Origin of the sequence: Klebsiella sp. 10-1 (genome assembly GCF_009758445.1) — a bacterium.
In the GTDB taxonomy this organism is placed as follows: Bacteria; Pseudomonadota; Gammaproteobacteria; order Enterobacterales; family Enterobacteriaceae; genus Klebsiella; species Klebsiella scottii.
This window is the reverse complement of the sequence record NZ_WQRE01000001.1, coordinates 691,411-713,681: the sequence shown is the minus strand read 5'-3', so window position 1 is coordinate 713,681 and position 22,271 is coordinate 691,411. Positions and strand designations below refer to the sequence as shown.

30 protein-coding genes are annotated in these 22,271 nt (G+C 54.2%); 7 read left to right on the top strand and 23 right to left on the bottom strand.

The genetic code is table 11. The features are described from left to right. Window positions 1-13 precede the first annotated feature (13 nt). The 13 genes from GO007_RS03365 to GO007_RS03310 all read right to left on the bottom strand — a co-directional run bounded on the left by GO007_RS03365 (window position 14) and on the right by GO007_RS03310 (window position 7,303). Window positions 14-277: a putative phage tail assembly chaperone gene (locus tag GO007_RS03365; RefSeq protein WP_080884414.1), complete on the bottom strand. Its 264-nt coding sequence runs from the start codon at window positions 275-277 to the stop codon at window positions 14-16. After that, entirely contained in the window at window positions 258-452 is a 195-nt protein-coding gene (locus GO007_RS29045) for a hypothetical protein (RefSeq protein WP_080884413.1), read from the bottom strand. Before GO007_RS29045 ends, GO007_RS03365 begins: the two co-directional genes overlap by 20 nt. Next, window positions 424-756 (bottom strand): hypothetical protein, encoded by a 333-nt coding sequence (locus GO007_RS03360; RefSeq protein WP_080884412.1) that lies wholly within the window; start codon window positions 754-756, stop codon window positions 424-426. The genes GO007_RS29045 and GO007_RS03360 overlap by 29 nt, the downstream gene beginning before the upstream one ends. Further along, window positions 756-1,097: a M15 family metallopeptidase gene (locus GO007_RS03355; RefSeq protein WP_080884411.1), complete on the bottom strand. Its 342-nt coding sequence runs from the start codon at window positions 1,095-1,097 to the stop codon at window positions 756-758. The genes GO007_RS03360 and GO007_RS03355 overlap by 1 nt, the downstream gene beginning before the upstream one ends. Continuing rightward, window positions 1,094-1,384, bottom strand: coding sequence for a phage holin family protein (locus tag GO007_RS03350; protein WP_042920132.1), 291 nt, complete (start codon window positions 1,382-1,384; stop codon window positions 1,094-1,096). The genes GO007_RS03355 and GO007_RS03350 overlap by 4 nt, the downstream gene beginning before the upstream one ends. Window positions 1,385-1,393: 9 nt before the next feature. Then, complete coding sequence (locus tag GO007_RS03345) at window positions 1,394-1,852, bottom strand: phage protein (RefSeq protein WP_080884410.1); 459 nt, start codon at window positions 1,850-1,852, stop codon at window positions 1,394-1,396. Further along, complete coding sequence (locus GO007_RS03340; RefSeq protein ID WP_080884409.1) at window positions 1,849-2,967, bottom strand: DUF2586 domain-containing protein; 1,119 nt, start codon at window positions 2,965-2,967, stop codon at window positions 1,849-1,851. The genes GO007_RS03345 and GO007_RS03340 overlap by 4 nt, the downstream gene beginning before the upstream one ends. After that, window positions 2,954-3,670, bottom strand: a complete 717-nt coding sequence (locus tag GO007_RS03335) for a hypothetical protein (RefSeq protein WP_095095502.1) — start codon at window positions 3,668-3,670, stop codon at window positions 2,954-2,956. The genes GO007_RS03340 and GO007_RS03335 overlap by 14 nt, the downstream gene beginning before the upstream one ends. Beyond that, on the bottom strand, window positions 3,670-4,173 hold the full coding sequence (locus GO007_RS03330) for a phage tail protein (protein ID WP_065805333.1): 504 nt from the start codon (window positions 4,171-4,173) through the stop codon (window positions 3,670-3,672). Before GO007_RS03330 ends, GO007_RS03335 begins: the two co-directional genes overlap by 1 nt. Beyond that, on the bottom strand, window positions 4,170-4,622 hold the full coding sequence (locus GO007_RS03325; protein WP_042920119.1) for a head completion/stabilization protein: 453 nt from the start codon (window positions 4,620-4,622) through the stop codon (window positions 4,170-4,172). Before GO007_RS03325 ends, GO007_RS03330 begins: the two co-directional genes overlap by 4 nt. A gap of 96 nt (window positions 4,623-4,718) precedes the next feature. Then, entirely contained in the window at window positions 4,719-5,420 is a 702-nt protein-coding gene (gpM, locus tag GO007_RS03320; RefSeq protein ID WP_080884406.1) for a phage terminase small subunit, read from the bottom strand. A gap of 3 nt (window positions 5,421-5,423) precedes the next feature. Beyond that, the gene (locus tag GO007_RS03315; protein WP_049183309.1) at window positions 5,424-6,446 is read right to left on the bottom strand and encodes a phage major capsid protein, P2 family; all 1,023 of its coding nucleotides are present in this window, start codon (window positions 6,444-6,446) and stop codon (window positions 5,424-5,426) included. 62 nt (window positions 6,447-6,508) lie between these two features. After that, complete coding sequence (locus GO007_RS03310; RefSeq protein WP_080884405.1) at window positions 6,509-7,303, bottom strand: GPO family capsid scaffolding protein; 795 nt, start codon at window positions 7,301-7,303, stop codon at window positions 6,509-6,511. A 172-nt stretch (window positions 7,304-7,475) separates the two neighbouring features. Between GO007_RS03310 and GO007_RS03305 the strand changes: the two genes are divergently transcribed. From GO007_RS03305 to GO007_RS03295, 3 genes are read left to right on the top strand one after another with little or no spacing between them, the layout of a single operon-like run. Beyond that, entirely contained in the window at window positions 7,476-9,254 is a 1,779-nt protein-coding gene (locus GO007_RS03305) for a terminase large subunit domain-containing protein (protein WP_080884404.1), read from the top strand. Further along, the gene (locus tag GO007_RS03300) at window positions 9,251-10,300 is read left to right on the top strand and encodes a phage portal protein (RefSeq protein WP_080884403.1); all 1,050 of its coding nucleotides are present in this window, start codon (window positions 9,251-9,253) and stop codon (window positions 10,298-10,300) included. Before GO007_RS03305 ends, GO007_RS03300 begins: the two co-directional genes overlap by 4 nt. Continuing rightward, on the top strand, window positions 10,297-10,620 hold the full coding sequence (locus tag GO007_RS03295) for an Ogr/Delta-like zinc finger protein (RefSeq protein WP_080884402.1): 324 nt from the start codon (window positions 10,297-10,299) through the stop codon (window positions 10,618-10,620). The genes GO007_RS03300 and GO007_RS03295 overlap by 4 nt, the downstream gene beginning before the upstream one ends. Window positions 10,621-10,923: 303 nt before the next feature. Here GO007_RS03295 and GO007_RS03290 read toward each other — a convergent pair whose 3' ends face one another. The 8 genes from GO007_RS03290 to GO007_RS03260 form a co-directional block, all read right to left on the bottom strand. Next, window positions 10,924-12,987: a replication endonuclease gene (locus GO007_RS03290; protein WP_095095496.1), complete on the bottom strand. Its 2,064-nt coding sequence runs from the start codon at window positions 12,985-12,987 to the stop codon at window positions 10,924-10,926. Continuing rightward, a complete protein-coding gene (locus tag GO007_RS03285) occupies window positions 12,984-13,841 on the bottom strand; it encodes a DNA adenine methylase (protein WP_095095493.1) in 858 nt (285 codons plus the stop codon). The genes GO007_RS03290 and GO007_RS03285 overlap by 4 nt, the downstream gene beginning before the upstream one ends. After that, window positions 13,832-14,065: a DUF2732 family protein gene (locus GO007_RS03280; RefSeq protein WP_032411120.1), complete on the bottom strand. Its 234-nt coding sequence runs from the start codon at window positions 14,063-14,065 to the stop codon at window positions 13,832-13,834. Before GO007_RS03280 ends, GO007_RS03285 begins: the two co-directional genes overlap by 10 nt. 66 nt (window positions 14,066-14,131) lie before the next feature. Next, the gene (locus tag GO007_RS03275) at window positions 14,132-14,533 is read right to left on the bottom strand and encodes a hypothetical protein (RefSeq protein WP_032411119.1); all 402 of its coding nucleotides are present in this window, start codon (window positions 14,531-14,533) and stop codon (window positions 14,132-14,134) included. Beyond that, on the bottom strand, window positions 14,533-14,961 hold the full coding sequence (locus tag GO007_RS03270; protein ID WP_095095490.1) for a hypothetical protein: 429 nt from the start codon (window positions 14,959-14,961) through the stop codon (window positions 14,533-14,535). Before GO007_RS03270 ends, GO007_RS03275 begins: the two co-directional genes overlap by 1 nt. After that, window positions 14,951-15,145, bottom strand: coding sequence for a phage filamentation protein Fil family protein (locus tag GO007_RS28900; RefSeq protein WP_095095487.1), 195 nt, complete (start codon window positions 15,143-15,145; stop codon window positions 14,951-14,953). Before GO007_RS28900 ends, GO007_RS03270 begins: the two co-directional genes overlap by 11 nt. A 9-nt stretch (window positions 15,146-15,154) precedes the next feature. Further along, a complete protein-coding gene (locus GO007_RS03265; protein WP_032411115.1) occupies window positions 15,155-15,658 on the bottom strand; it encodes a phage regulatory CII family protein in 504 nt (167 codons plus the stop codon). A gap of 32 nt (window positions 15,659-15,690) precedes the next feature. Continuing rightward, entirely contained in the window at window positions 15,691-15,912 is a 222-nt protein-coding gene (locus GO007_RS03260; protein WP_032411114.1) for a hypothetical protein, read from the bottom strand. Window positions 15,913-16,048: 136 nt separating this feature from the next. On the opposite strand from GO007_RS03260, the gene GO007_RS03255 reads away from it, so the two are divergent. Next, a complete protein-coding gene (locus GO007_RS03255) occupies window positions 16,049-16,669 on the top strand; it encodes a phage repressor protein CI (protein ID WP_047043595.1) in 621 nt (206 codons plus the stop codon). Between the two features lie 79 nt (window positions 16,670-16,748). Continuing rightward, a complete protein-coding gene (locus GO007_RS29475; protein ID WP_047043598.1) occupies window positions 16,749-17,798 on the top strand; it encodes a phage integrase in 1,050 nt (349 codons plus the stop codon). 236 nt (window positions 17,799-18,034) lie between these two features. On the opposite strand, the gene GO007_RS03245 is transcribed toward GO007_RS29475, so the two are convergent. After that, the gene (locus tag GO007_RS03245) at window positions 18,035-18,580 is read right to left on the bottom strand and encodes a TetR/AcrR family transcriptional regulator (RefSeq protein WP_095098008.1); all 546 of its coding nucleotides are present in this window, start codon (window positions 18,578-18,580) and stop codon (window positions 18,035-18,037) included. 151 nt (window positions 18,581-18,731) lie between these two features. On the opposite strand from GO007_RS03245, the gene GO007_RS03240 reads away from it, so the two are divergent. Next, window positions 18,732-19,934, top strand: a complete 1,203-nt coding sequence (locus tag GO007_RS03240; protein ID WP_095095484.1) for an MFS transporter — start codon at window positions 18,732-18,734, stop codon at window positions 19,932-19,934. Continuing rightward, a complete protein-coding gene (locus GO007_RS03235; protein WP_095095482.1) occupies window positions 19,934-20,746 on the top strand; it encodes a Cof-type HAD-IIB family hydrolase in 813 nt (270 codons plus the stop codon). Before GO007_RS03240 ends, GO007_RS03235 begins: the two co-directional genes overlap by 1 nt. 49 nt (window positions 20,747-20,795) lie before the next feature. Here the strand turns inward: GO007_RS03235 and GO007_RS03230 are convergent, their stop codons facing one another. After that, entirely contained in the window at window positions 20,796-22,031 is a 1,236-nt protein-coding gene (locus GO007_RS03230; RefSeq protein ID WP_095095480.1) for an MFS transporter, read from the bottom strand. Window positions 22,032-22,271: the final 240 nt, after the last annotated feature.

The following is a 22,271-nucleotide window of genomic DNA, read 5'->3' as shown; positions in this document are numbered from 1 at the left end:
GTAATCCGGGCGCTCAGTTTTTTGCAACAATATCCAGTTCAGGCGCAAAGCGCTTATTCACTTCGTTAACCAGCTGCAACGCCGCGCCCGGTAATTTCAGAATATCGGCCAAGTTATCTTTGGTTTCCGCTGTCACAATACGCACCAGATAGTTATGTGCCGGAGACACTTTATTATCCATTGACATGTCATTAATTAATTTATTGTAGGCGGCAATATTCGGCTCAAAAGCAATATCCTTTCCGGCCACGGTCAGTTCAATAATTTGTTTTTCCACGCTGTAAATCCTCTCGTAAATTTATTTCATCGACCAGCTGGTTATGACGGGCGGCACACTGCCCGTAAAGGTCGAGATACATCGTTAATAGCTCTGCGGCATCCCTGCCCGTTTTACCTGCCAGCCTCGGCAGGCTCACTGCACACTTAGTTTTCAGGTTTTCCTGAAAGCGCACGTTCGGTACTGGCGGCGGCGTCGTTGTACATGCGGACAAAATCATCAGACATGCACACGTTAGTGAACACCGGCTTAACCACTTCGGTGCGGATCTCACGCGGTGGCGCATTTTTCAAAGCCTCCAGTTGCTCTTCCAGCCTGCGCCCGGACTGGCTGGCCGCGTCCGCCAGGCGGTTACCGGTAGCCGTCGCCGCCTGGCTGATTGCCAGCGCCATGCTGTCATGCTGCCAGGTGGCCACTTTCCACCCTCCGACAAATGCCAGCACGCAAAGCAGCAGCACACCCGCGACAAGCCTTTCCATCAGCGCACCCCGTTATGTTCCAGGCTGAAGTGATTGCCGTCCGGGTTGGTTTTAAAACGCCCGCCCCAGCTGCCGCCCAGCGACTCCCAGTATTCGCCCAGGGGGCGGTAATCCTCGGTGCGGGTCTTATACTGGCCGTTCACAAACAGATTAAAATCCACTGCCAGACGTTGGGTATGCAGGCTGTTAGAAATCCCGCTGCCCTTTTTCGCGTTCAGCGCCGCCTGCTCCGGCGTGCGGTACGTTTCACCAAACGTCAGACGGAAGCCGTGCTCTTCGGCCCAGTGGATCAAATTGGCCACCATCACCACAAACAGCTGTTGTTTTTCGCTCAACGTCATTTCCCGACTCCTTTACCCAGATCAAAACCCTTTTTCCGCAGCCACACTTCCACACCGTTCAGACCCGCGATACCCAGCGCGGAGCCAATCCCGGCCAGCGCCAGCGGGTGGATATCCGGCACAAAGTACAGCGCCACGCCTGCGGCGAGAGACAACGCGCTGCCGACGATAACGCGCCCCAGGATAAGACGAGCGGTAATCGGCTCATTGCTGGTCAGCATCTTACCCAGCGCAATCAGCGCCCCCATGATGGCCAGCGTGATAAACCCCTTTTCATACTCCTGCATAACTCTCCCTTACGACGCGATCAGACTCTGCGTGGTTTCCGGCTCCAGATACGGAATGCCGTCGATATTGATAAAGCGCGGGTCTGTGACCAGTACCTTGATTTTGCGGGTGGACAGAGCGCCGCCCTTCGGATCAAGGTCTAGAATGCTGCTCAGTACCAGCTTGACGCCAAAGGCTTCAATTTTGGCCTCTTCCTCTCCGGCCTTGCCGTAAAAGAGCATGTCCGCGACCGGAATTCCGCGCCACGACCCTGCTGAACTGGCCTGCGCTTTGAGGGTGGCCAGAGCCTTGATGGACAGTTCAATTTCCCCTTCAGCGGACACATCCCCATCCACATAGCCATCCGGCACCCCCTTCGTCTGCGCCAGCGCAGTGTTATCCGTAATATCCAGTGTCAGCTTTTCGACGTGGATCAAATCCGTTCCCCAGTAGGTGTCAAACGACGCCCCGGAAATACGCTTACTCATGCGGCCCCCTCAAGGCTGGCATCCAGCATCAGATTGATGGTGATTTCCAGCGGCATCTCATACGGACGGATCACCACATAAACCTCCACTTTCTTGCGCGTTTTCCAGACAATGGTCACATCGCCGTCCTTTGGTGATTTGACCTCCCCCGGAAACTGCACCCCGTTAATTTCGCTGGATTTCGACATTTCGCGCAGCGGACGGGCAAAATACAGCTGGTTTGCCGCAATACTTCCCGGCGTACTGTTCAGCGCCCGATCGGCAATTTTGGCAATGGCCAGCAGTCGCACGCGACGGGCTACCTTATCGACGATCCGCACCATCTCCAGTGCCTGATAGTCGCCGCCTTCCGCGTCCAGTGTGCGGCAGTCAGACCAGTAATACCCGTCATAGTCCGCATACCACATCGGCACGCTGAAACGCTGGGCTTCCAGCGCCTGAAGCGTGGCCAGCTGAAGCGATACGCCGTCGCCATCCACCGGCACATCATCACTTCCCATGCTGACCAGCGCCCCGGTTTTCACCCGCGCCGGGCTGTCTGCGATAGTCACGGCACGGTTACAGAGCCGCCCGGCGAGTACGCCCGGCTCATTGCCCCACAGCACCGGCACCAGACAAACAGCCTTTTCAGCTATCCCCGCCTGTAGCGCAGTCAGTCGCGTCAGATAATCGGCCTGGGCTTCGTCCCCCTGCATCGCCTGAACGGCCAGGATAAACCACACCCAGCGGCCATATTTCGCGATCAGGGTGCTGCGTAGCGCGATGGCTTCATTAATCACAGCCTTCTCTGAAACCGCATCACACAGCACCACACCTTCCACAGAGGCCACCTGCTGCGCATCCTGCACGGCATCTGTCCACTTCCCGGCATCATCCAGCACCCGCACAAATGCCCACCAGTTTTGCCCGGCATTGTCGCGGGCCGCAGTCAGCTGACGTTTGAGATCGCTGTCCGCCTCACCCAGCAACACATCCAGATCGCTCTGGCTGTTCACCGGCAACGTTTTGCCGGCATTCACGGTTCCCCGGCCGACAAACAGCAACACGCGTTCCACTTCCGTGGTTTCGCCCTGCTGCTGATTCAGCTGATTCACCCCAACATTAGGCCACGCCATTTCGTCCCCTTATATCCTGTGCTCTTACATCCCAGCCGAAGCCAATCCCCTGCAACTGACGGGCCAGCGCCTGGCTGAAATCCTCGTCACTCATGCCCAGAAACTCACGGGCGGGCAGATCGACAGTCCAGCTGTCCTTTACTGCTTTGCCCGACAGTTTGCGGATCAGCAGACCGGCCTGGTCATAGGGCATCGACGCCAGTAGCTCTTTTGCCATGGGCTTGCGCCAGCGCTTACCCTTCCTGACCCGGTAGCCCAGCGCCCGCAGACGTTTTACCTGCGCAGGCGTCGCCATCTGCCCTGCTCGACTGCCGCGCCTGACGCTGCTTCGATTGACCCTCACGCTCATACCGTTCTGCTGGCTGTACGCCACCACCCCGGCAGGCACATCCCCTGTTCCGTTGCGGTAGCCACCTCCCTGGAGATACACCCGCACCGCGCTGATTTCCGGCATATCCCGGATATGCAGCAACTTCGGCATGTTGCGCAGCATTTTGCCTTTGCGCTTCGTCCTGCGCCCCGGCCAGGCTTCCCCGTCCGGATCGGCCTGATTGCGTACGTTTCGCTTTGCGGCGGCGATCAGCCCGTATTTGGCCAGACGCCACAGCAGGCGCTGCCGCTTCGCTTTTGGCAGGTCTGCGCGGGCCAATGTCCTGCGCAGTTCCGACAGCTGGGATTTGTTCAGCTCACCGCCGATAATCATCAGCCATCCCCTACCGGCGCACCGGTGCTGTCAGCGCCGAAAATCTGCGCACTGAATGCCGTCCAGATCTCAGGGTCAGCCAGTCGCCAGCGTTGCCCCTGCCACGGAATTGGCCCGTTTTCGTCAGGCACCAGAACCAGCTCTTCCACCATCGGAACACTGACCAGCACCGTGGCCGTCTCTTCGCTGTCCACCGACACATCCCAGTCAGGATCAGCCTCGTTAATCCCCAGCTCATCGAATAATTCCCGGTCTGTGTCGTCAAGCCACGCGGCCATCAGCGAAAACAGCAGGCGCGGATCGCAAATCCTGTACGGAAAGCGCTCCCAGGAAAGCACAGCGCTGTAACGGATAACCGCCTGGCGGTACTGTTCCAGTCCCAAATCCTTTGCAGCGGGAATAAACTGCATTTCGTCCATGACGCTGGTAAATGCCCCCATTGCGCGGGCGGGTACGTTTTCCCTGAAAAAGGCGGTCAGTGATTCCAGCTGTGTGTTTTTCATACCTTTTTCACCGTTGCTCTCTTCAGCCCCTTCATTCTGCGGATCACCACCGAGGCTTCAGTTAACAGCCCCGCGCGTGTCTCCGCGCTTTCCTGCCCCGGGTGCGAATCACGCCGCCCGATGGTGGCGAACTCGCCCAGCAAATCCGCCTTTCCCCGCGCAAACACCGCTTTGGTGTACTGGGCGCATAAACCGTTCAGGCCATTCATCGTGACACCCGGCACAGCTTCTGCCGTCAGATGCCCTTTTGCCAGATATCCGGCCTGTACCCCTTCCAGCTCTGCGTTAACTTCCATCACAGCACTCAACAACGCCTGCGCGAGTGTTTCTGCGTCGATATCTGGTGGCAGGGAGCGCTGTGCCTGAAAATCCTTCAGGTTTAAGTCCGGCCAGAATCCGTTATTGCTCAGTTGCTCATCCTGGTAATCAATCGGGTTGCCACTGAACATAAATCCCCCTTAAAAAGACGGGCTGACCGGTTTCCACGGCGCAAATTCACATCCGCGATTTGCCCTCCACCGCGCCCGTCTGGCGGTTGGTAGTTGTCAGCCTTGCGTCAGTTTGCGCAGACGTGCGGCGATGGTCTGCCGGGCTGTTTTCACGCCAATTTTGAAATAGTGCTGTTCCGCAACAGCCAGTAACCGATCGGCTTTTTCCAGCGTGTCGATATCGTCCACGCCCGCCGCCGTCTTCTGGCCATCCTCATTGCGCAGCAGTTCCAGCCCGGCGAACTTAAACCACTTCGCCGTAACCTGCTCATGCAGTCGCCAGGTATTGGCGACGCGCTCAAAGGTGCGCGAAAAATACGGTTCGATACTTTCCCCGCGTCCGGCAGACTCTTCCGCCCATGCCAGCATCGTATCGGCCACGAATGTGGGAAAGTTGCTGCGCAGACGGTCAGGCGTGGCCTGCTGCTGGCTGATAGCGATATCCGCCCAGTCCAGCGCCTTATCCAGATTTCCCACATCAAACAGCCAGATCACGCACCAGGCGAAAACCGGGTTTGCGTATACCTGGCCGCTGACCAGATAGGCTTCCACCGTGGGCACCCAGCGAGGCAGCAGCACATCGCGCTTAAACACAATGCGATCGGGAATAAACTGAATGCTACGTGCCTGCTCCACGTCCTTTTCCAGCGCTTTTACCAGAATGTGCATACTCTCACTGCTGTCCACGGCCTGACTGCGCTGTAACTGGCGCTCAGTGGCGATGCGCTGGCTGTGCCGTTGTGCGGGAGAAAGTGCCATTTATTAGCCCTCCTGCTGCTCACTGACCTTGCCGATGGTCACGGCGGACTCGTCGATAGCCGCGTACAATTCAGGCACCTCAACGGCGTAACCTTCGTTGCGCAGGTATTTGTTTTCAAACTGCTTACGGTCATCAACAAACTCGGCCTTACGCTGACGGGTGTTACGCTGGGTGTAGATGTGCAAGTTACTGAGCGGCGTAACAACCATGCGCTTGCCCGGCATAAACGGCGGGATAATGGCCTTACGGCCCGCGATAGTGTTACCCAGCAGCTGCGCGGCAATTTTCTCAGTCGGACGGTCTGCCGCCTGATACAGCCGGTATTGCTCCGCCGCAACCAGATCGGCCCCGACCAGCACCACCAGACGCGGGTCATTGCGGAACTGCGCCGGAATTTTGGCGTTAATCAGGTCTGACGCCATCGCATCCAGAGAGTGATAATCTCCGGCATCATCCAGCACGACCGGATCGGTCATAATCTGGTTGCCATTGAGCAGCGTTTTCATGCGCTCATGCCAGCCGATGTTGACGTCTTCACCGTTCGGATTCGCAGTCGGATCGGTGGTTTTGGCGCGACTCTTACCGTTAAAGCCAATGCGCAGCATGTCCAGCGCAAACGCCTGGGTGGTAAACGCCTGCACCAGGTTGTAAAACTCATTCTCTTCTTTCCCGGCATTCGCCCAGACGGAAAGCAGATCCCAACGCAGGGCGGCACAACTGTCGGTTTCCACCAGGGAATAATCGTTACCGTCCACGCCGACCTGACGGATAAAGCGCCCATTTTCGCTGCGGCCGGTATGCAGTACCGACGACCCTACGGAAATCACCTGGCCACTCAGTTGGTCAACGTCCAGACAGGTGATCATGTTCAGGAACTCCACCGATTCCAGCAGGGCCAGACGCAACGCATTTTCCTGCGGGTCATTCAGGGCAAAATAACGGCTGGTATCACGCGCCCCAAACTGCTGCGCCATCCCCGCCGAATATTTGTCCAGTAATTCCCGCGCACGGTTATTAAGGTGCATAAAACTCCCTCGCCATTAAGCGATAATAAATTTTGTTTCTACGTTATTCGCGGCGCGAACAATTACAGGAAATTAAATTTTCCGGCCTTGCCTGGGATCTGACGCTGTTTACGTTTACCGTTATTACCCAGTTCATTAAAGCGGGTCACAATTTCTGCCGCATTATCACGAATAGCGGCAAACTCTTCGGTATCGACCACTTCAGAAATGGTATCAACATCGTCCTGTACAGAATTAAGCTGCGCTTCGATAGCCCCCACACGCGCTTCCAGATCGTTTAATGCGCTGGCCAGCGCCTGCAACTTATCATCACCCGCTGGCGTATCGTCAGCCGGGTTTTCGTTTTCAAACTTCGGCTTCAGACCAAAAAGTTTTTGCCAGTTTTTCATCAGTCCATCCTGTTTAATTTTGCCATCACGGGAGATCACACCACTGTAATATCCCTGCCTGTTCAATCGACGGCGACCGAATCGCAGTCTTGTTGTGCCTGTGCTGGCCGGATTATCCGTGACACCCAGCCCCATCAGATAGGTGCGCTCACCGCCTCGCCAGTTCAGCTCCGGCTCTACGGAGAAAAACAACAGCTGACCTTCGTCATTGGCATAAATCAGGCGCTTATTCGGGCGGATACTGACAAACAATCTCGCCAGCCCGTCTTCACCCTCATGCCATTCCGCTTCCAGCACCTCGCCAAAATTCCCGAAATCGCGCTCATGCTCCGGCCACAGCAGGGCGGCATAATGATTAGCGTCGTAGGTTTCCCCCATGTCGATAATCCACTGCCGCTCAATCACCCGCCCGTCAACCGTATCGCCTTCAGTCGCGACGCACAGCCAACCCGTTTTTAAATGCGACACATATTCCCTCCCCTGCCGATTTAATGAATCTCATGCTGTGAACTGAATTATTGCGAAATAATCCCCAGACCGCATCCGGCTTAATTCTGGTTAATTCGGTTAAGCGCTTATTCCGAACAGCCCCGAATATCGACCGCCGTTTTTTAATTCAGGCCACGGCATAATTAAATCTATGGCTAAATACTCAGAAGAATTAAAAGGCGTGGCGCGGGCGCTGTATCTGCGCCGCTATACGCCGAAAGAAATTGCATCAGAATTAAATCTGCCGAATGCGCGGATCGTTTACTACTGGGCGCATAAAGACGGCTGGGCGGATCTGCTCAGTTTTGAAAGCACTGAGGAAGCGATTGAACGCCGCTACCAGCTGCTGACCGCCCGCGAAGGAAAAACCGATCTCGACCTTAAAGAAATGGACATGCTCATTGCGCACGCCGTGAAGCTGCGGGCGCAGCGCAATAAACATAAGGAGAAACTGGCCTCAAGCAAGGGAGCACACGCCGATCACGCCTGCGATAACGAGAATGACGACGGCGAGCCGCGTAAAAAACGGAAGTATAAGAAGAACGATATTTCGTCCCTCACCCAGGAGGACTTCGATACCTGGGCCAGTGAGCATCTTTTCGACTATCAAAAACATCTGCGCCTGAACATTGGCCAGCAGGTGCGCAACATTCTGAAAAGCCGCCAGATTGGCGCGACCTGGTATTTTGCCTTTGAGGCGTTGGAAAACGCCGTTATGACCGGCGACCCGCAAATATTCCTTTCTGCATCAAAGGTTCAGGCAGAGTATTTCCGCTCTTATATTGTCAACATCGCTGAACAGTATTTCGGTATCACCCTGACCGGCAATCCGATCCGGCTCAGCAACGGCGCAGAACTGCGCTTTTTGTCCACCAACAAAAATACCGCGCAGTCCTACAGCGGCCATCTGTACTGCGATGAATATTTCTGGGTGCCGAACTTCGCCAGGCTTAACGAAGTGGCCAGCGCAATGGCCACGCATGACAAATGGCGCACCACCTACTTTTCCACCCCGTCCGCGAAAACGCACCAGGCCTACCCGTTCTGGACAGGCGAAGAGTGGAAAAGAGGCAGTAAAAAACGCGCGGCCGTTAAGTTTCCTTCATTTGATGAAATGCGCGACGGCGGGCGACTCTGCCCGGATGGCCAGTGGCGCTATATCATCACGATGGAGGATGCGATCGCGGGCGGGTTCAACCTGGCCAGCATCGAAAAACTGCGCAACCGCTACAACGATACCACCTTCAATATGCTCTATATGTGCGTTTTCGTTGACAGCAAAGACAGTGTTTTCAGCTTCACCGACCTGGAAGGCTGCGCCGTCGAAACGGAAACCTGGCAGGATCACGATCCGAACGCTGCGCGGCCGTTCGGCAATCGCCCGGTATGGGGCGGCTTCGACCCGGCCCGCAGCGGGGATTTATCCTGCTTTATCATACTGGCCCCTCCGGTACTGGCCGCAGAAAAATTCCGCGTACTGGCCGTCTTTAACTGGAAGGGGATGAACTTCCGCTGGCAGGCCCAGCAGATAGAGACGCTGTTTAAGCGCTACAACTTCACCTACCTGGGTATTGACGTGACCGGCATCGGCCAGGGCGTCTTTGACAATATCCAGCACTTTGCCATGCGCGTGGCTGTTCCCATTCGCTACGACATGAGCACCAAAAACCAGCTGGTACTGAAAGCCGCAGACGTGGTGGAAAGTCAGCGCATTGAGTGGGACAAAGAGCTGAAGGAGATCCCGGCCAGCTTTATGGCCATCCGGCGCACCACCACACAAAGCGGTAACGCCATGACCTTTGTTGCAGACCGCAGCCCGGAGACGGGCCACGCGGAATCATTCTGGGCGATCACCCACGCCCTGCACAACGAACCGCTGAACTACGAAAATAAACCAAAATCCCGTTGGGGAATGAAGAAGGCAGCATGACGAAAAAACGATATACCGCCCGTAACAAGCGCGGCGATAAAGCCAAAAAGATGAGCATTATTTCGTTCGGCAAACCCGAGCCGGTGCTGACTACCGGTACGGATTACCGGGATATCTGGTACGACAACGCCGCCGATCACTACACCCAGCCAATAGACCGCCTGGCGCTGGCGCAGCTGATTAACCTGAACGGCCAGCACGGCGGCATCCTGCACGCCCGCAAAAATATGGTGATATCGGACTACATCAGCGGTGGCCTGACCCATGACGAACTTGACGCGGCGGTATTTGATTTTCTGACCTTCGGTGATATAGCCATAGCAAAAATCCGCAACGGCTGGGGTGACGTTATCGACCTGGCACCGCTGCCTGGCCTTTACATGCGACGCCGCAAGGACAGGGAGAACGCGCAGCCGGTTCCTGGTGACTACGTGGTACTACAGGAAGGAGAACCGCTGGTTTACCCGGAAGAGGACATTATTTTCATCAAGATGTACGACCCGCAGCAGCATATCTATGGATTGCCGGACTACATCGGCGGCGTCCACTCCGCACTGCTCAACAGTGAAGCGGTTATTTTCCGCCGTCGCTACTACCACAACGGTGCGCACACGGGCGGTATTCTCTACACCCGCGACCCCAGCATGACGGACGAGATGGAGGAAGAGATTGAACAACAATTGCGGGACAGTAAGGGGATCGGCAACTTCTCCACCATTCTGGTGAATATCCCTGGCGGTGAAGGCGATGCCATCAAATTCATTGAAATGGGCGATATTTCTGCAAAGGATGAATTTGCCAACGTGAAGAACATCAGCGCCCAGGACATTCTGAATGCGCACCGCTTTCCGGCCGGGCTGGCAGGTATCGTTCCGCAAAATGCGGCGGGACTGGGCGACCCGGAAAAGACAGAGCGAACCTATAAACGCAACGAAGTACGCCCTATCCAGCGCCGCCTGTCTATGGCCATCAACGGCGATCCCGAAGTTCCCCCACGACTGCACCTAAATTTTTCAGCTGAAACAACGGATAAGGATGCGGCATGAGACAAAAAAGGCTAAAATCCAGGCATATTTTGACAGCTGGAGAGTGGAATATGCGCGTGCTGAAAATCGAATGCCCGGAATGCGGCTCAAAGGCGGTTATTCGCAAGACAAACCGGAAGCACCGGCAGATTGCTGATATTTACTGCGCCTGCGCGGACGTAGAGTGTGGGCATACTTTTGTTATGAACCTGACCTTTTCCCACACTCTCAGCCCGAGCGCAAAAACAGGCGATGCGATGGTTCAGGCTCTGCTTAACCACCTTTCACCTGTTCAGAAGCAAATGGCTCTTGACCTACTGAAAGCCACACCCGCAGCGTAAAATGCCCCCGCATCGGGGGTTATTAGCTTCATTTTCATCCAGTTTTCTGGATAAATCCTCCGTCAACTCCCCCAGCCAGGCTATCGCCACATCTTTTTCGTCAACAGAGCAATTCCCCCGAGCAACCAACTTTGTAAATAACGCAATCCGCTGAAGCGCAATAGTCTCAACAAATAAATCCTGCACTAATATCCCCTTACAAACAACTGTATAAAGATACAGTATAGAGTAAATCACATTTCGAAACTTGAAAACAAAAACATAAGAATGTTCTGCAATATCTGTCACTTAAATAAAAAATCGTCACGACCAACCCGGCCAGCGCTGACTGCTCGAATCATGCTGCTTCTCCTGTAACCGTCCATTCTTTAAAATCAGCGCTCCCCGGCCATACATCACCCCGCTGCCGCGCATCAGTATGGCTATTTCTTCATCGGAACCGACAAACCCCCTCTGGTTTAAATCACTTTTTAACCGCCTGCGGGCTTCACCCTCCGTACAGTTATTGACAGAACTCCTAGGCGGCGCATCCGCGCCGCTAACAGCTGCCGCCTGATCGGCGGCTAACTTCGGAACAATCTTCCACTTTGTAATCCGGGTTAAAATGGGCACATCCATGCCAACGGCAGGAGAGAAAACCCCCTTAATCCGCACAATTTCTTCACCATATGCGTTAAATTCCGGGCTGGTTTCATACCATGTGCGTGCGATCAGCTCATCCCGTCTTACGAATGGTCCGCCCTGCTCATTGATATATTTCGCCCAATCTCCGCTGTCAGCAGCATCATGTACCGCAGCAAATTCAACGCTTAATCCCATCGCGGTATCGTGATCAGCCATCCTGCGCAATTCGCGCCATACCGTTACCGGCGCACCACCTACGAACTGAAACTGGCGGATACGCCAGCATGATGCCCATGCAGCAGCTGCGGCGGCGGCTTCTTTCATTGGCTTGCCGCTTTCGTCGTCCAGTTCATCATCCAGCGCATAGCCATCAATGTTTTTTGATATGTATTTGGCTACATAACCGGTTGCTGACCCTTTTTCCGGATCGATACTTTCAGCATGAAAGCGTGCCTTTCTGGCTTTATCGGTGATCAGCTCGCCATGGTCTTCATCCATCGCATAATCACGCAGAATGCCGCGCACCTGTTCAACCTCTTCAGGACGCATAAACAGCAACATGTGCCAGTGTGGCGTGCCATCGTGATGCGGCTCCGCAACCCTGATTCCGAACACGCGCAAGTCTTCCCGGTGAAGCTTTGCCCTGATCCGTCCCCAGATTTTACGCAGATATCCCTGGGTATCAGCCGGACTGCTGCCATTCCATTTACGGTTGCGGTGGCCATGAATAGTAGTCGCGTGATATTTAGACGGCGCAGTGATGGTGTAAAACTCCCCCACATACCCCAGCTCATTACAAACGTTTTCAAATCCACGAATACGCACCATCATTTCTGTACGGCGGATCGCGGGATTGGCCACGCTCCCCCAGTACTTATCAATCAGGCTAATCCGGTTGCCGAATTCATCCTCAAGCTCCATCGACTTCAGGAATTCCCGCGTGCGGCGCTTCTGCTCCTTCCAGTCACGAATAAGCTGTTTGCTGGCGTAAGTGCTGACCTTTTTGCTGACGTGATTCAGGGCGATATGTAAATGCTCGCGCCACTCTGACGCATGGCGGCGCAGGCGAAGCGCCCACCACTGATCAGACATCATTTTGGCAAGAGAAGCGGCGGCTTTTGGCTCCTCGAAGCAACGACGCATTAACTTTTCATAATCCGGCGCAGACTGGCGGAATGCATGAGTAATGGCAGCAGCACGGACATAAAGTGCATGCAGCAACTTAAGCGCACCGGCATCCGGCATTTCATCGTTTATGCTACTGAGTTCCATTGTGATGAACGTCGAAACATCCTGCGCCAGCAGGTCAATATCCTCTTTCGACATATCAGGCAGGTGGTTGAAGCGGTACATAAGGCGCACAGTATCGGCGGTCATTTTGCCGATGTGATAACGCTCTGAAACAATATTGATACGCGGCAGAATGCGTTCAAGGAAGGTTTTAGCCAGGTAAGCATTTGCGCGCTTTATACCCTGTTCTTTTTCCAACTTGCTGGCTGTCGCATTTACCGACATACGAACAATCACAGATTGCTTTTGTAGCAAATCCTGGGCGCAAGCCAGCGCCGCATTCTCTCGATCTCGGCGCTGTAGTTCTTCGTATGTGGGTATCGGGCTTGAAATGGCCTTACGGGGTGCATTCCAGGAATACGCCCAGTGTGTGATGGCGTGTGCATCTTCAGACTGATTAGCATCACGCCGCCCTGAATCGGCGGCGCAATGTTTGTCTAAGGCCAACGTCATGCGATGGCCTTTGCAATTGAATCAAGTGGGGATTTCAGGATCAGCTCACTGGCCATCTTCTGACTAACAGCCGATGCCCCAACGCTACGGGGCGCATTCACCTGCACCGCCTCAAAACCGGCATACAGGTAATGCACCATCTCCAGATTACTGTTTGAGGCAACAACACTAATCCCTTTACGTGCCAGGCGGCGCAACTTCCGCGCCAGCCTTCCCTGATCCATATGCGTAAAATCGCTTCCATGGTAAGCGGTAAAATTATCGCTTTCCGTCAGGTATGGCGGATCACAATAAATAACGTCATAACCATCCCGGACTAATTCAAGCGTTTCCGAATAGTGAGCGGTGATAAACGTTGCCCGCTTTGCCTTTTCCTTAAATGCATGAATTTCGTCTAACGGAAAATAAGGTTTCTTGTACTTACCAAACGGTACATTGAACTGCCCGCGCCGGTTATAGCGGCACAGACCATTAAAGCCGTGACGGTTCAGGTACATGAAACGCGCGGCCGATTCCACGCAATTTGCGCCCCCCTTCTCTGACTGATTGAACAAATCCCGGACTGCATAATAGAAAACAGCCCGGCTTTCTTCTTCACCCAGCGAACCGGCAGAAAATAGCGTTTCCAGCTCAACAAGGAACGCATCGGTATGATAGGCCATGGCCTTATACAGATTGACCAGATCAGGATTAATGTCACCAATCAGGTACTCGTCATAATCCGTATTCATCATTACGGCGCAGGAACCGGCAAATGGCTCAATCAGGCGTTTACCTTCAGGTAAATGCGGAAGCAGCTGCGGCATAAGGCGGGCTTTACTGCCCACCCATTTCAACGGTGTTTTTACTGCCATGCTGCACCACCTTTACTGCAAATAGCCGCTGCCTCTTCCCGGATCAGTTCGACAATCTCAGCCGCGCTTAAACCTTCATTTGCGGCATGGGTGGCCAGCTTATCCAGGCGAGTGGAACACAGATCGGCGGCAACGGCCTTACCTTCTGCAGTTGCTTTGGTCAGCATGGCCAGCAGGTCAGTACCGGAATTTATTGCGTGCAAATGGTTACGTGTCATGTTCATTTTGGCTTCCTTAAGGCAAAAGAATCCCCGGCCACCGTTGGGATGGCCAAAAAATCAGGCGATTAGTTAGTGGAAAGAAAAGGTAATAGGTACGGCGGTATAACTAGGCGCAGGAACCTTATGCAGTTCATAAGTATTGCGCCACCACTCCTGGATCAGCGCCTTGATTTCACCAGCACCCAACGATCCAGCGATGTAATACATGGAACGGATGCTGGCCAGCGCTTCCACCTGCTGTAGCTGGCTTTCCGCCTCACGATATGCACAGCACCAGTAAGCTGCATTGACTGCCAGCCAGTGGCGCTTGCTGGTCATATGTTCAGTGTCATTAAAGAAAAATGGATGCAGGGCAACACGATTATTTTTTACAGTGCATTTTTCCAAAAAGAGAATGGCGTAATTGTGTGGTACGCCCCATGCGGCCAGCTCACGCCCCAGCTCTTTAGCGTCTACTGAAATAATGGACATTAGTGATTCTCCTGCTGCATTTTGCTAACGATATGAGGCGCAATAATCATCTGCACCCCGTTGCGGCTATTAATCGGATGCGCTTTTTTAATCGGTCTGTCATGTGCTGTACGGGCTGAAAAATCAGAGTCCCGCAACGAACCGAATCCCTCAAAAGTCAGACGCGCCCTGGATATGCCCTGGCGCAAGTGGATCATGGCGCGATAGTCCAGACGTTCGAAAAGTTCACGCCAGCAACACTTGCTAAGACTGGCTTTAAACTCCCCGGATCCGGAAGATACGCCCGCAGCATGGAGGACAACCCCGCGCCACTCCGGCGTTAACTTGTCCCACCAATCAGCGGCTTCACTGCTGTTACTGAAATATTTGCGGCGTATGTTGCGCAGCTGCGCCAGCCCCAGCTTTTGCCGTTCCTGATTAATGGCCATACTGCCCCCGGACTAATCCCATCAGGCGATGCCACCAACGGCGGCGCGGTTGATGCGCCGTAAATTTATATACGTGGCTGGGATTCCAGCGCTGACCATCTGGCAGCTCAATCCAGCCAGTTGAACCGCTGGCTAGCTGCATAGGTGGTGACTGGTGCTTCAAATAGGTAACAAAGGCTTTCATTGTTTTCCCTCACATCATTCCTGTGACGTTAGTTGTCACGATATCGACAGCAGCAGCCAGCACCGGCGCGGACTGAATACGGCTTTCAACGGTATAAGCCAGCACGGAAAGGCTACGGATGGCATCGCGGGCGCGATCAAGGATTTGAGTTCGGCGGGCGGAGGTCATGCACTCCGTTGATACGGCTTCCCCAGCGATCGCACCGACACTGGCGGTGGCGGTCAGGGCACAAAACTGCATATTCCCCGGCGTGGCATTGTTCACTGGAACTGACGGCAGGCAATTAATCTGGCTCAGAAGCCCATCCAGCAGGCGGGCATCTTCTGTGTGGTCAGTAATTGCCAGCAATTCATCACACGTCAGGCGGTGCGGTTGCACAGGATTCAGTTTATTGCGCAGCATTTGTGGACGCATTCCCACAGCCGCTGCAACTTCTTCCAGGTTATGCGCCAGCGCAAACGCTCGGCAAGCGGCATCAAAGTGCGCATGTTTAGAAGTTTGGTAATCAAACATAGTCAACACTCTCCCTGCGTTTCAAAATCGAATCAGTTAAGTACGATGTTGCAACCCGCAAGGGCGTCAATTGTCATTGCCGCGATATTGATCATGACTTTTTCACGACCCTTATCTTTGCGTAAGCGATGGCGAGGTAAGCGGCCATCTTTCAGCATGGCATCCACAGTATCTTCAGATAACCCGGTGAGTTCGATGTACTTTTCTTTAGAGATTGAAGGGACAGGCAGATTGATTGAAATGTTAGTGGTCATAGTGCAAGATTCCTCGTTTGAGTCTTAAACCGTAACTAGCGGTGACAAGTATTAATAACTCCATTTCCGTACTTCAAACGGAAGGCTAATGCTTCAAATGGAGTTAGTCAATAATTAAAACTCCAAAGGCGTAATTATGGACTTCAATAGAGGCGGACAGGAAGTAATCAAGCGATTACTAATTGCTTATGGATTCAAGACAAGACAGGCGCTTTGCGAACAGCTTGGCGCATCAACTAGCACAATGAGCACAAGATGGATGAGGGATATTTTTCCCGCAGACTGGGTTATTCAGTGCGCGATGGAAACAGGCGCTTCGCTTGAATGGCTCTCCTTTGGGAAGGGCGAAGCCTTCCATAACGTAGCGGAAAACTCTCCAAATGAGTATATAAAGACGGCCAACGACAACGCCATGGGTGATGTGGTCGCGGTTCCTCGTAAGAAAATCATTGATGGGAATCTGTACGAATCCAATTTTTATATGCTCGATAAGGCAATGCTTCCCTCTCACCTCAGCAAGCCTGTAATCATCCTTGATGACGAAATCCCGTACGTCGCAGACATGAAAACTGACGAACTATCGGATGGAACATGGGTTGTTGAAATTGAGGGAAAAACAAGCATAAAAGAGCTGACCCGTATTCCTGTTGGCAGGGTGCTTGTAGCCCCAATATCTGGCGGCCAATCTTTTGAATGTGGGATCAATGACCTTAAACCATTAGCTAAATGCCACTATTACCTAATGTCGAATGTTTGATGGTGCGAACATCAAACATTGACACTGTATAAATAAACAGTGAATTATACCCCCCATAGCAAGTAATAAGGGGTATTGAATGGCTATTCGGAAACTTGAAACGGGCAAATGGCTCTGTGAATGCTACCCTGCCGGACGTTCCGGGCGCAGGGTTCGAAAGCAATTTGCAACAAAAGGTGAGGCAATGGCCTTTGAGCGCCACACGATGGATGAGGCCGCGGCCAAACCGTGGCTGGGCGATGTCGCTGATCGGCGCTCTTTAAAAGATATTGTTAACCTCTGGTATAAACTGCACGGCATTTCGCTTTCTGCTGGCGAACACGTATACGAAAAGCTACTGCTGATCGTGGACGCACTAGGAAATCCTCTGGCTACATCGCTCACCCCAAAAATGTTTGCTCACTACCGCGATAAACGCCTAACGGGAGAGATATATTTCAGTGAGAAATGGAAGAATGGCGCTAGCCCTGTCACGGTAAATCTTGAACAAAGTTATTTAAGCGGTGCCTTTAGTGAACTGATTCGCTTGGGCGAATGGCTTCAGCCAAACCCTCTTGAAAACATGCGTAAGTTTACTATTGCTGAAAAGGAAATGGCCTGGTTGACACATGATCAGATTGCAGAACTTCTGTATGACTGCCAGCGCCAAAATAAGCTGTTGACGCTGGTTGTGAAGATTTGCCTCAGTACTGGGGCAAGATGGAGAGAGGCAGTCAATCTGACAAGGTCGCAGGTAACGAAGTACCGCATCACGTTCACCAGAACGAAGGGAAAGAAAAACAGAAGCATCCCTATCAGCAAGGAGCTATATGAAGAAATCACCGCGCTGAAGGGGTTCAAATTTTTTGATGACTACTATTTTCAATTTGCATCAGTGATGGATAAAACTTCTATCATCTTGCCGCGTGGCCAGCTAACGCATGTTCTTCGCCACACCTTTGCAGCTCACTTTATGATGTCCGGGGGAAACATACTCGCTCTGCAAAAAATACTGGGACACCACGATATTAAAATGACAATGCGTTATGCTCACCTCGCCCCAGATCACCTTGAAACCGCACTAAGGTTTAACCCACTTGCCACGATGAAGAATGGCGACAAAATGGCGGCAGCGGTTGCCACTCCCTAACATTTATCACCCCTTATCACCTTTGTAACTAATTGATTATTATGTAAGTCCATGTTTTACATAGCCCATTTATATAAATGGGTTTTTTGTTGCCTGAAATTCCCCATCCTGAATCACTCCGCCCTCAATCGTCCGTTTACAGCGCCGACGGCGGTTTGCATCATGACGTTTATTACCCATAGTTTTGCGCTAACGGGGCAGAAGCTGTCTTATCTAAAGACAGACCTTCGGCGGCGCTACGCTTCCCCGGCCAGGCGGCCGACCATCAGGCGAATGGCCTCTTTTGAGAGCGGCGCGCTGTCGGTAACGAAATGCAGTGTCATGCCTTCAATAAACGCATCCAGCCCGCGGGCGGTTTGCGGTTCAAACCACTGCTCCAGCGTCTGCTGGCTGCGCTGCATCCAGCTTTGCATCACCGCCTTTAGCGCCGGCTGGCTGCTGCAGAAGGCATACAGCTGATACATCAGCTCCATGTTCCGCGCGGTGGTCACCTGGGCGCTAAAAATCAGATCGGCGATGGCGTCACAGGCCTCATCGCGATTGCTCACTCCGGCGAAAAACTGCTGATACTGAGCGGACATCTCGGCGGTAAAAATGCAAAACGCCTCCTCAATCAGCGCATCTATACCGCTGAAATAGTAGGTCAGCGAACCCAGCGGGACTTCGGCGCAGCAGGCAATCTTACGATGCGTGACCGCATGAATACCGTGGGCGGCAATCGTGTCCAGGGTCGCGTTCAAAATGCGCTCCCGACGCTGGGGATCGTTCGGTCGACGGGCCATATTCATCTCTTTTCATTGCGCCCCATTCACAGGTCATGATGGGAATAACGATAGCCAACAATTCGCTAACCTGAAGGCTATCCGGTGTATGTACAAATGTACACAAACTTGCTAGTGTTGTCTGCATCTTCTCATTCACTGGCGTTTACGGATGACAGCGCAAAACTCCCGCAGAGCCCTCCAGCTTCGGCTATGGGCGCTATTTATGTTCTTCTTTATCCCCGGATTACTAATGGCCTCGTGGGCCACGCGCACGCCGGCAATCCGCGATCTGCTGGCGCTATCGACGGCGGAAATGGGCATCGTTCTGTTTGGCCTGTCGATTGGCTCGATGAGCGGCATTCTCTGCTCGGCGTGGCTGGTTAAACGTTTCGGCACCCGCAAGGTTATTCGTACCACCATGTCCTGCGCGGTGGTGGGCATGGCGGTGCTGAGCGTGGCGCTGTGGTTCACTTCGGCGACCCTGTTTGCCATCGGGCTGGCGATTTTCGGCGCCAGCTTCGGTTCGGCAGAAGTGGCGATTAACGTTGAAGGCGCCGCCGTCGAACGCGAAATGAATAAAACCGTGCTGCCGATGATGCACGGCTTCTACAGCTTCGGCACCCTGATCGGCGCCGGTATAGGTATGGCGGTCACCGGCTTTGGCCTGCCCGCCGCGCCGCACATTCTGCTGGCCGCGCTGGTGGCGATCGCGCCAATTGCGATAGCCATTCGCGCCATCCCTGATGGCACCGGGAAAAATGCTGCCGAGGCCGCTCAGCAGGGGGAAAAAGGCCTGCCGGTCTGGCGCGACGTTCAGCTGCTGCTGATTGGCGTCGTGGTGCTGGCAATGGCGTTCGCCGAAGGCTCCGCCAACGACTGGCTGCCGCTGCTGATGGTGGATGGTCACGGCTTTAGCCCAACCTCAGGCTCCTTAATTTACGCCGGATTCACCCTCGGGATGACCGTTGGCCGCTTTACCGGCGGCTGGTTCATTGACCGCTACAGCCGGGTGACGGTGGTTCGCGCCAGCGCGGTAATGGGCGCGCTGGGCATTGGTCTGATTATTTTTGTTGATAATCCGTGGGTCGCCGGGATCTCCGTGCTGCTCTGGGGGCTCGGCGCGTCGCTCGGTTTCCCGCTGACCATTTCGGCCGCCAGCGACACCGGGCCGGATGCGCCGAAGCGCGTCAGCGTGGTGGCGATAACCGGCTACCTCGCCTTCCTCGTCGGGCCGCCGCTGCTGGGCTTCCTCGGCGAACATTTCGGCCTGCGCAGCGCCATGATGGTGGTGCTGGGGCTGGTCATGGTGGCGGCCCTGGTCGCTAGGGCGGTGGCCAGGCCGCAGCCTGAACCTGTAATGGAGAACAGTTAATGAGCATCAAACTAATTGCGGTAGATATGGACGGTACCTTTTTAAGCGATGCCAAAACCTATAATCGCCAGCGTTTTCTCAGCCAGTATCGGCGGATGCGCGAGCAGGATATCCGCTTTGTCGTCGCCAGCGGCAACCAGTACTACCAGCTGATTTCGTTTTTCCCCGAAGTGGCCAATGAGATTGCCTTCGTCGCCGAAAACGGCGGCTGGGTGGTCAACGCCGGAGATGACGTATTTAACTGCCAGATGCCGAAAGATCACTTTCACGCGGTCATCGACTTTCTGCAGACGCTGCCGGAAATTGAAATTATCGCCTGCGGCAAGCGCAGCGCCTATACGCTCAATCGATACAACGATGAGCTAAAAGCGGTCGCGGCGAAGTATTATCATCGCCTTGAACTGGTGGATGACTTCAATAACCTCGACGATGCGATCCTGAAATTTGGCCTTAACGTGCCCGATAATCTGATCCCCGAGATGCAGCCAAAGCTGCATGCGGCGCTAGGCGGGATGGTCAACGCCGTCGCCACCGGCTACGGCAGCATCGACCTGATTATGCCTGGCGTGCACAAGGCCAACGGCCTGCGCATCCTGCAGGAACGCTGGGGGATTGAAAATCATCAGGTCGTCGCTTTTGGCGACAGCGGGAATGATATTGAAATGCTGCAACACGCCGGATTCGGTTATGCCATGGCCAACGCCGCCGCGCCGGTAAAAGCCGTCGCCGGTTACAACGCGCCGCATAACAATGAGGAAGGGGTGCTGCATATTATCGATAAGGTGCTGAATCGCGAAGCGCCGTTCGCCTGACGCTTTCCCGGGTGAGGCGCCGCGCCGCGCCCGGGATTACCAGCATGATTTACTGCGGATCGTTGCCGCTACCGACGCTTTTATCGTGCAGAAAATAGATAATCATCGCCAGCCACAGCACGCCGCTTAGCAGGTTAAACAGGCTGAACATCCCGCTGCCCCCCAGCTCATAAGCGTGTTTGCTGACTTCAATCCCGACGGTGAAGATCAGCATTTGCAGCATCCCCATCGCCGCCGACACCGTCCCTTTGCTCATGTCGCTGGCAAACAGCGTCAGGCGAACCAGGCCGGCGTTAGCCAGGCCAATTCCGAAGGCATAGACGCTCAGGCCGGCGGTCATCCACAGATAGGCGTGGGTCGATACCACCGTCGCCACCGCGGAGAGCAGCAGACCAAGCATAATCGGCCAGCCGCCGAGGATAATCAGCGAGCGTACCGTGCGTCGGGAGGTCAGCCGCGCCAGCACCAGATTACCGGCAATCAGCGCGCCAAACACCGGCACCTGCAGCAGACCGTACTCATAGCTGGTCGCCTGCTCACCGCTGATAATAATGACCGGCGACTGGGCAATCCACGCCAGCAGCGGCAGGCTAACAAAACCGGTAGCCAGCGCCCCGGCGACAAAGCGCAGATTTTTCAGCACCAGGCCATAATCACGGCCCAGCTCTTTCATCGACAGCTTCTCGCCCATGCGGGTGGCGGTCTCCGGCATCGCCCGCTGCAGCCCGAAGAAGGCGACGGCCGCCAGCACGGCAAACAGCACGAACATCATTTCCCACGGCAGGATGTGGACCCAGGCCGCGCCGACCAGCGGCCCGAGCAGCGGCGCAATCAGCGCGACGTTAGCCATCAGGGCGGTGATTTTGATACACATCGCCTCATCGAATGACTCCTGAATCGCCGCGTAGCCAACCGCCCCGATAAAGCACAGGCTGATGCCCTGCAAAAAACGCAGCAGCGTGAACTGTTCGATGGATTGGGCCAGCAGCGTCGCCAGGCAGGTGACGATAAACCACACCACCCCGGTCAGCATCACCGGGCGGCGACCAATACGGTCCGACAGCGGGCCAAGCAGCCACTGTAAAAACATCCCGCCCGCAAGGTAGGCGGTCATGGAAGTCGGAACCCACTCATTACCGACCTGAAACTCGGCGACCACCGAGAGCATGCCTGGTTGGATCATATCGTTGGCGATATAAGTGGAGAATTCGTATAAAACCAGGCACAGCGGAAAAAGCAGCGCCTGCCGTCCGAGGCGTTTGCCTGAAAGCGAATAATTCTGCATGAAAGCTCTTATTTAGAAAAAATCGCGCAAAGTTTAATGAAAGTCTTGCCGGGGAGATAGTGAATTGTGAGTGACAATTAAAAATAGCACAACGTTTCCCCCGCCCGGCGCCATTTTTATTATCCCTGTCTATATTTCGTTTATATTTCAATTAGGTTACAGGCCTTATACTCATTCCAGCCGGCGCGCAAACGAATACGCCAGCCGAAAATGCATCATAACAAGCTGATAATTAAGACA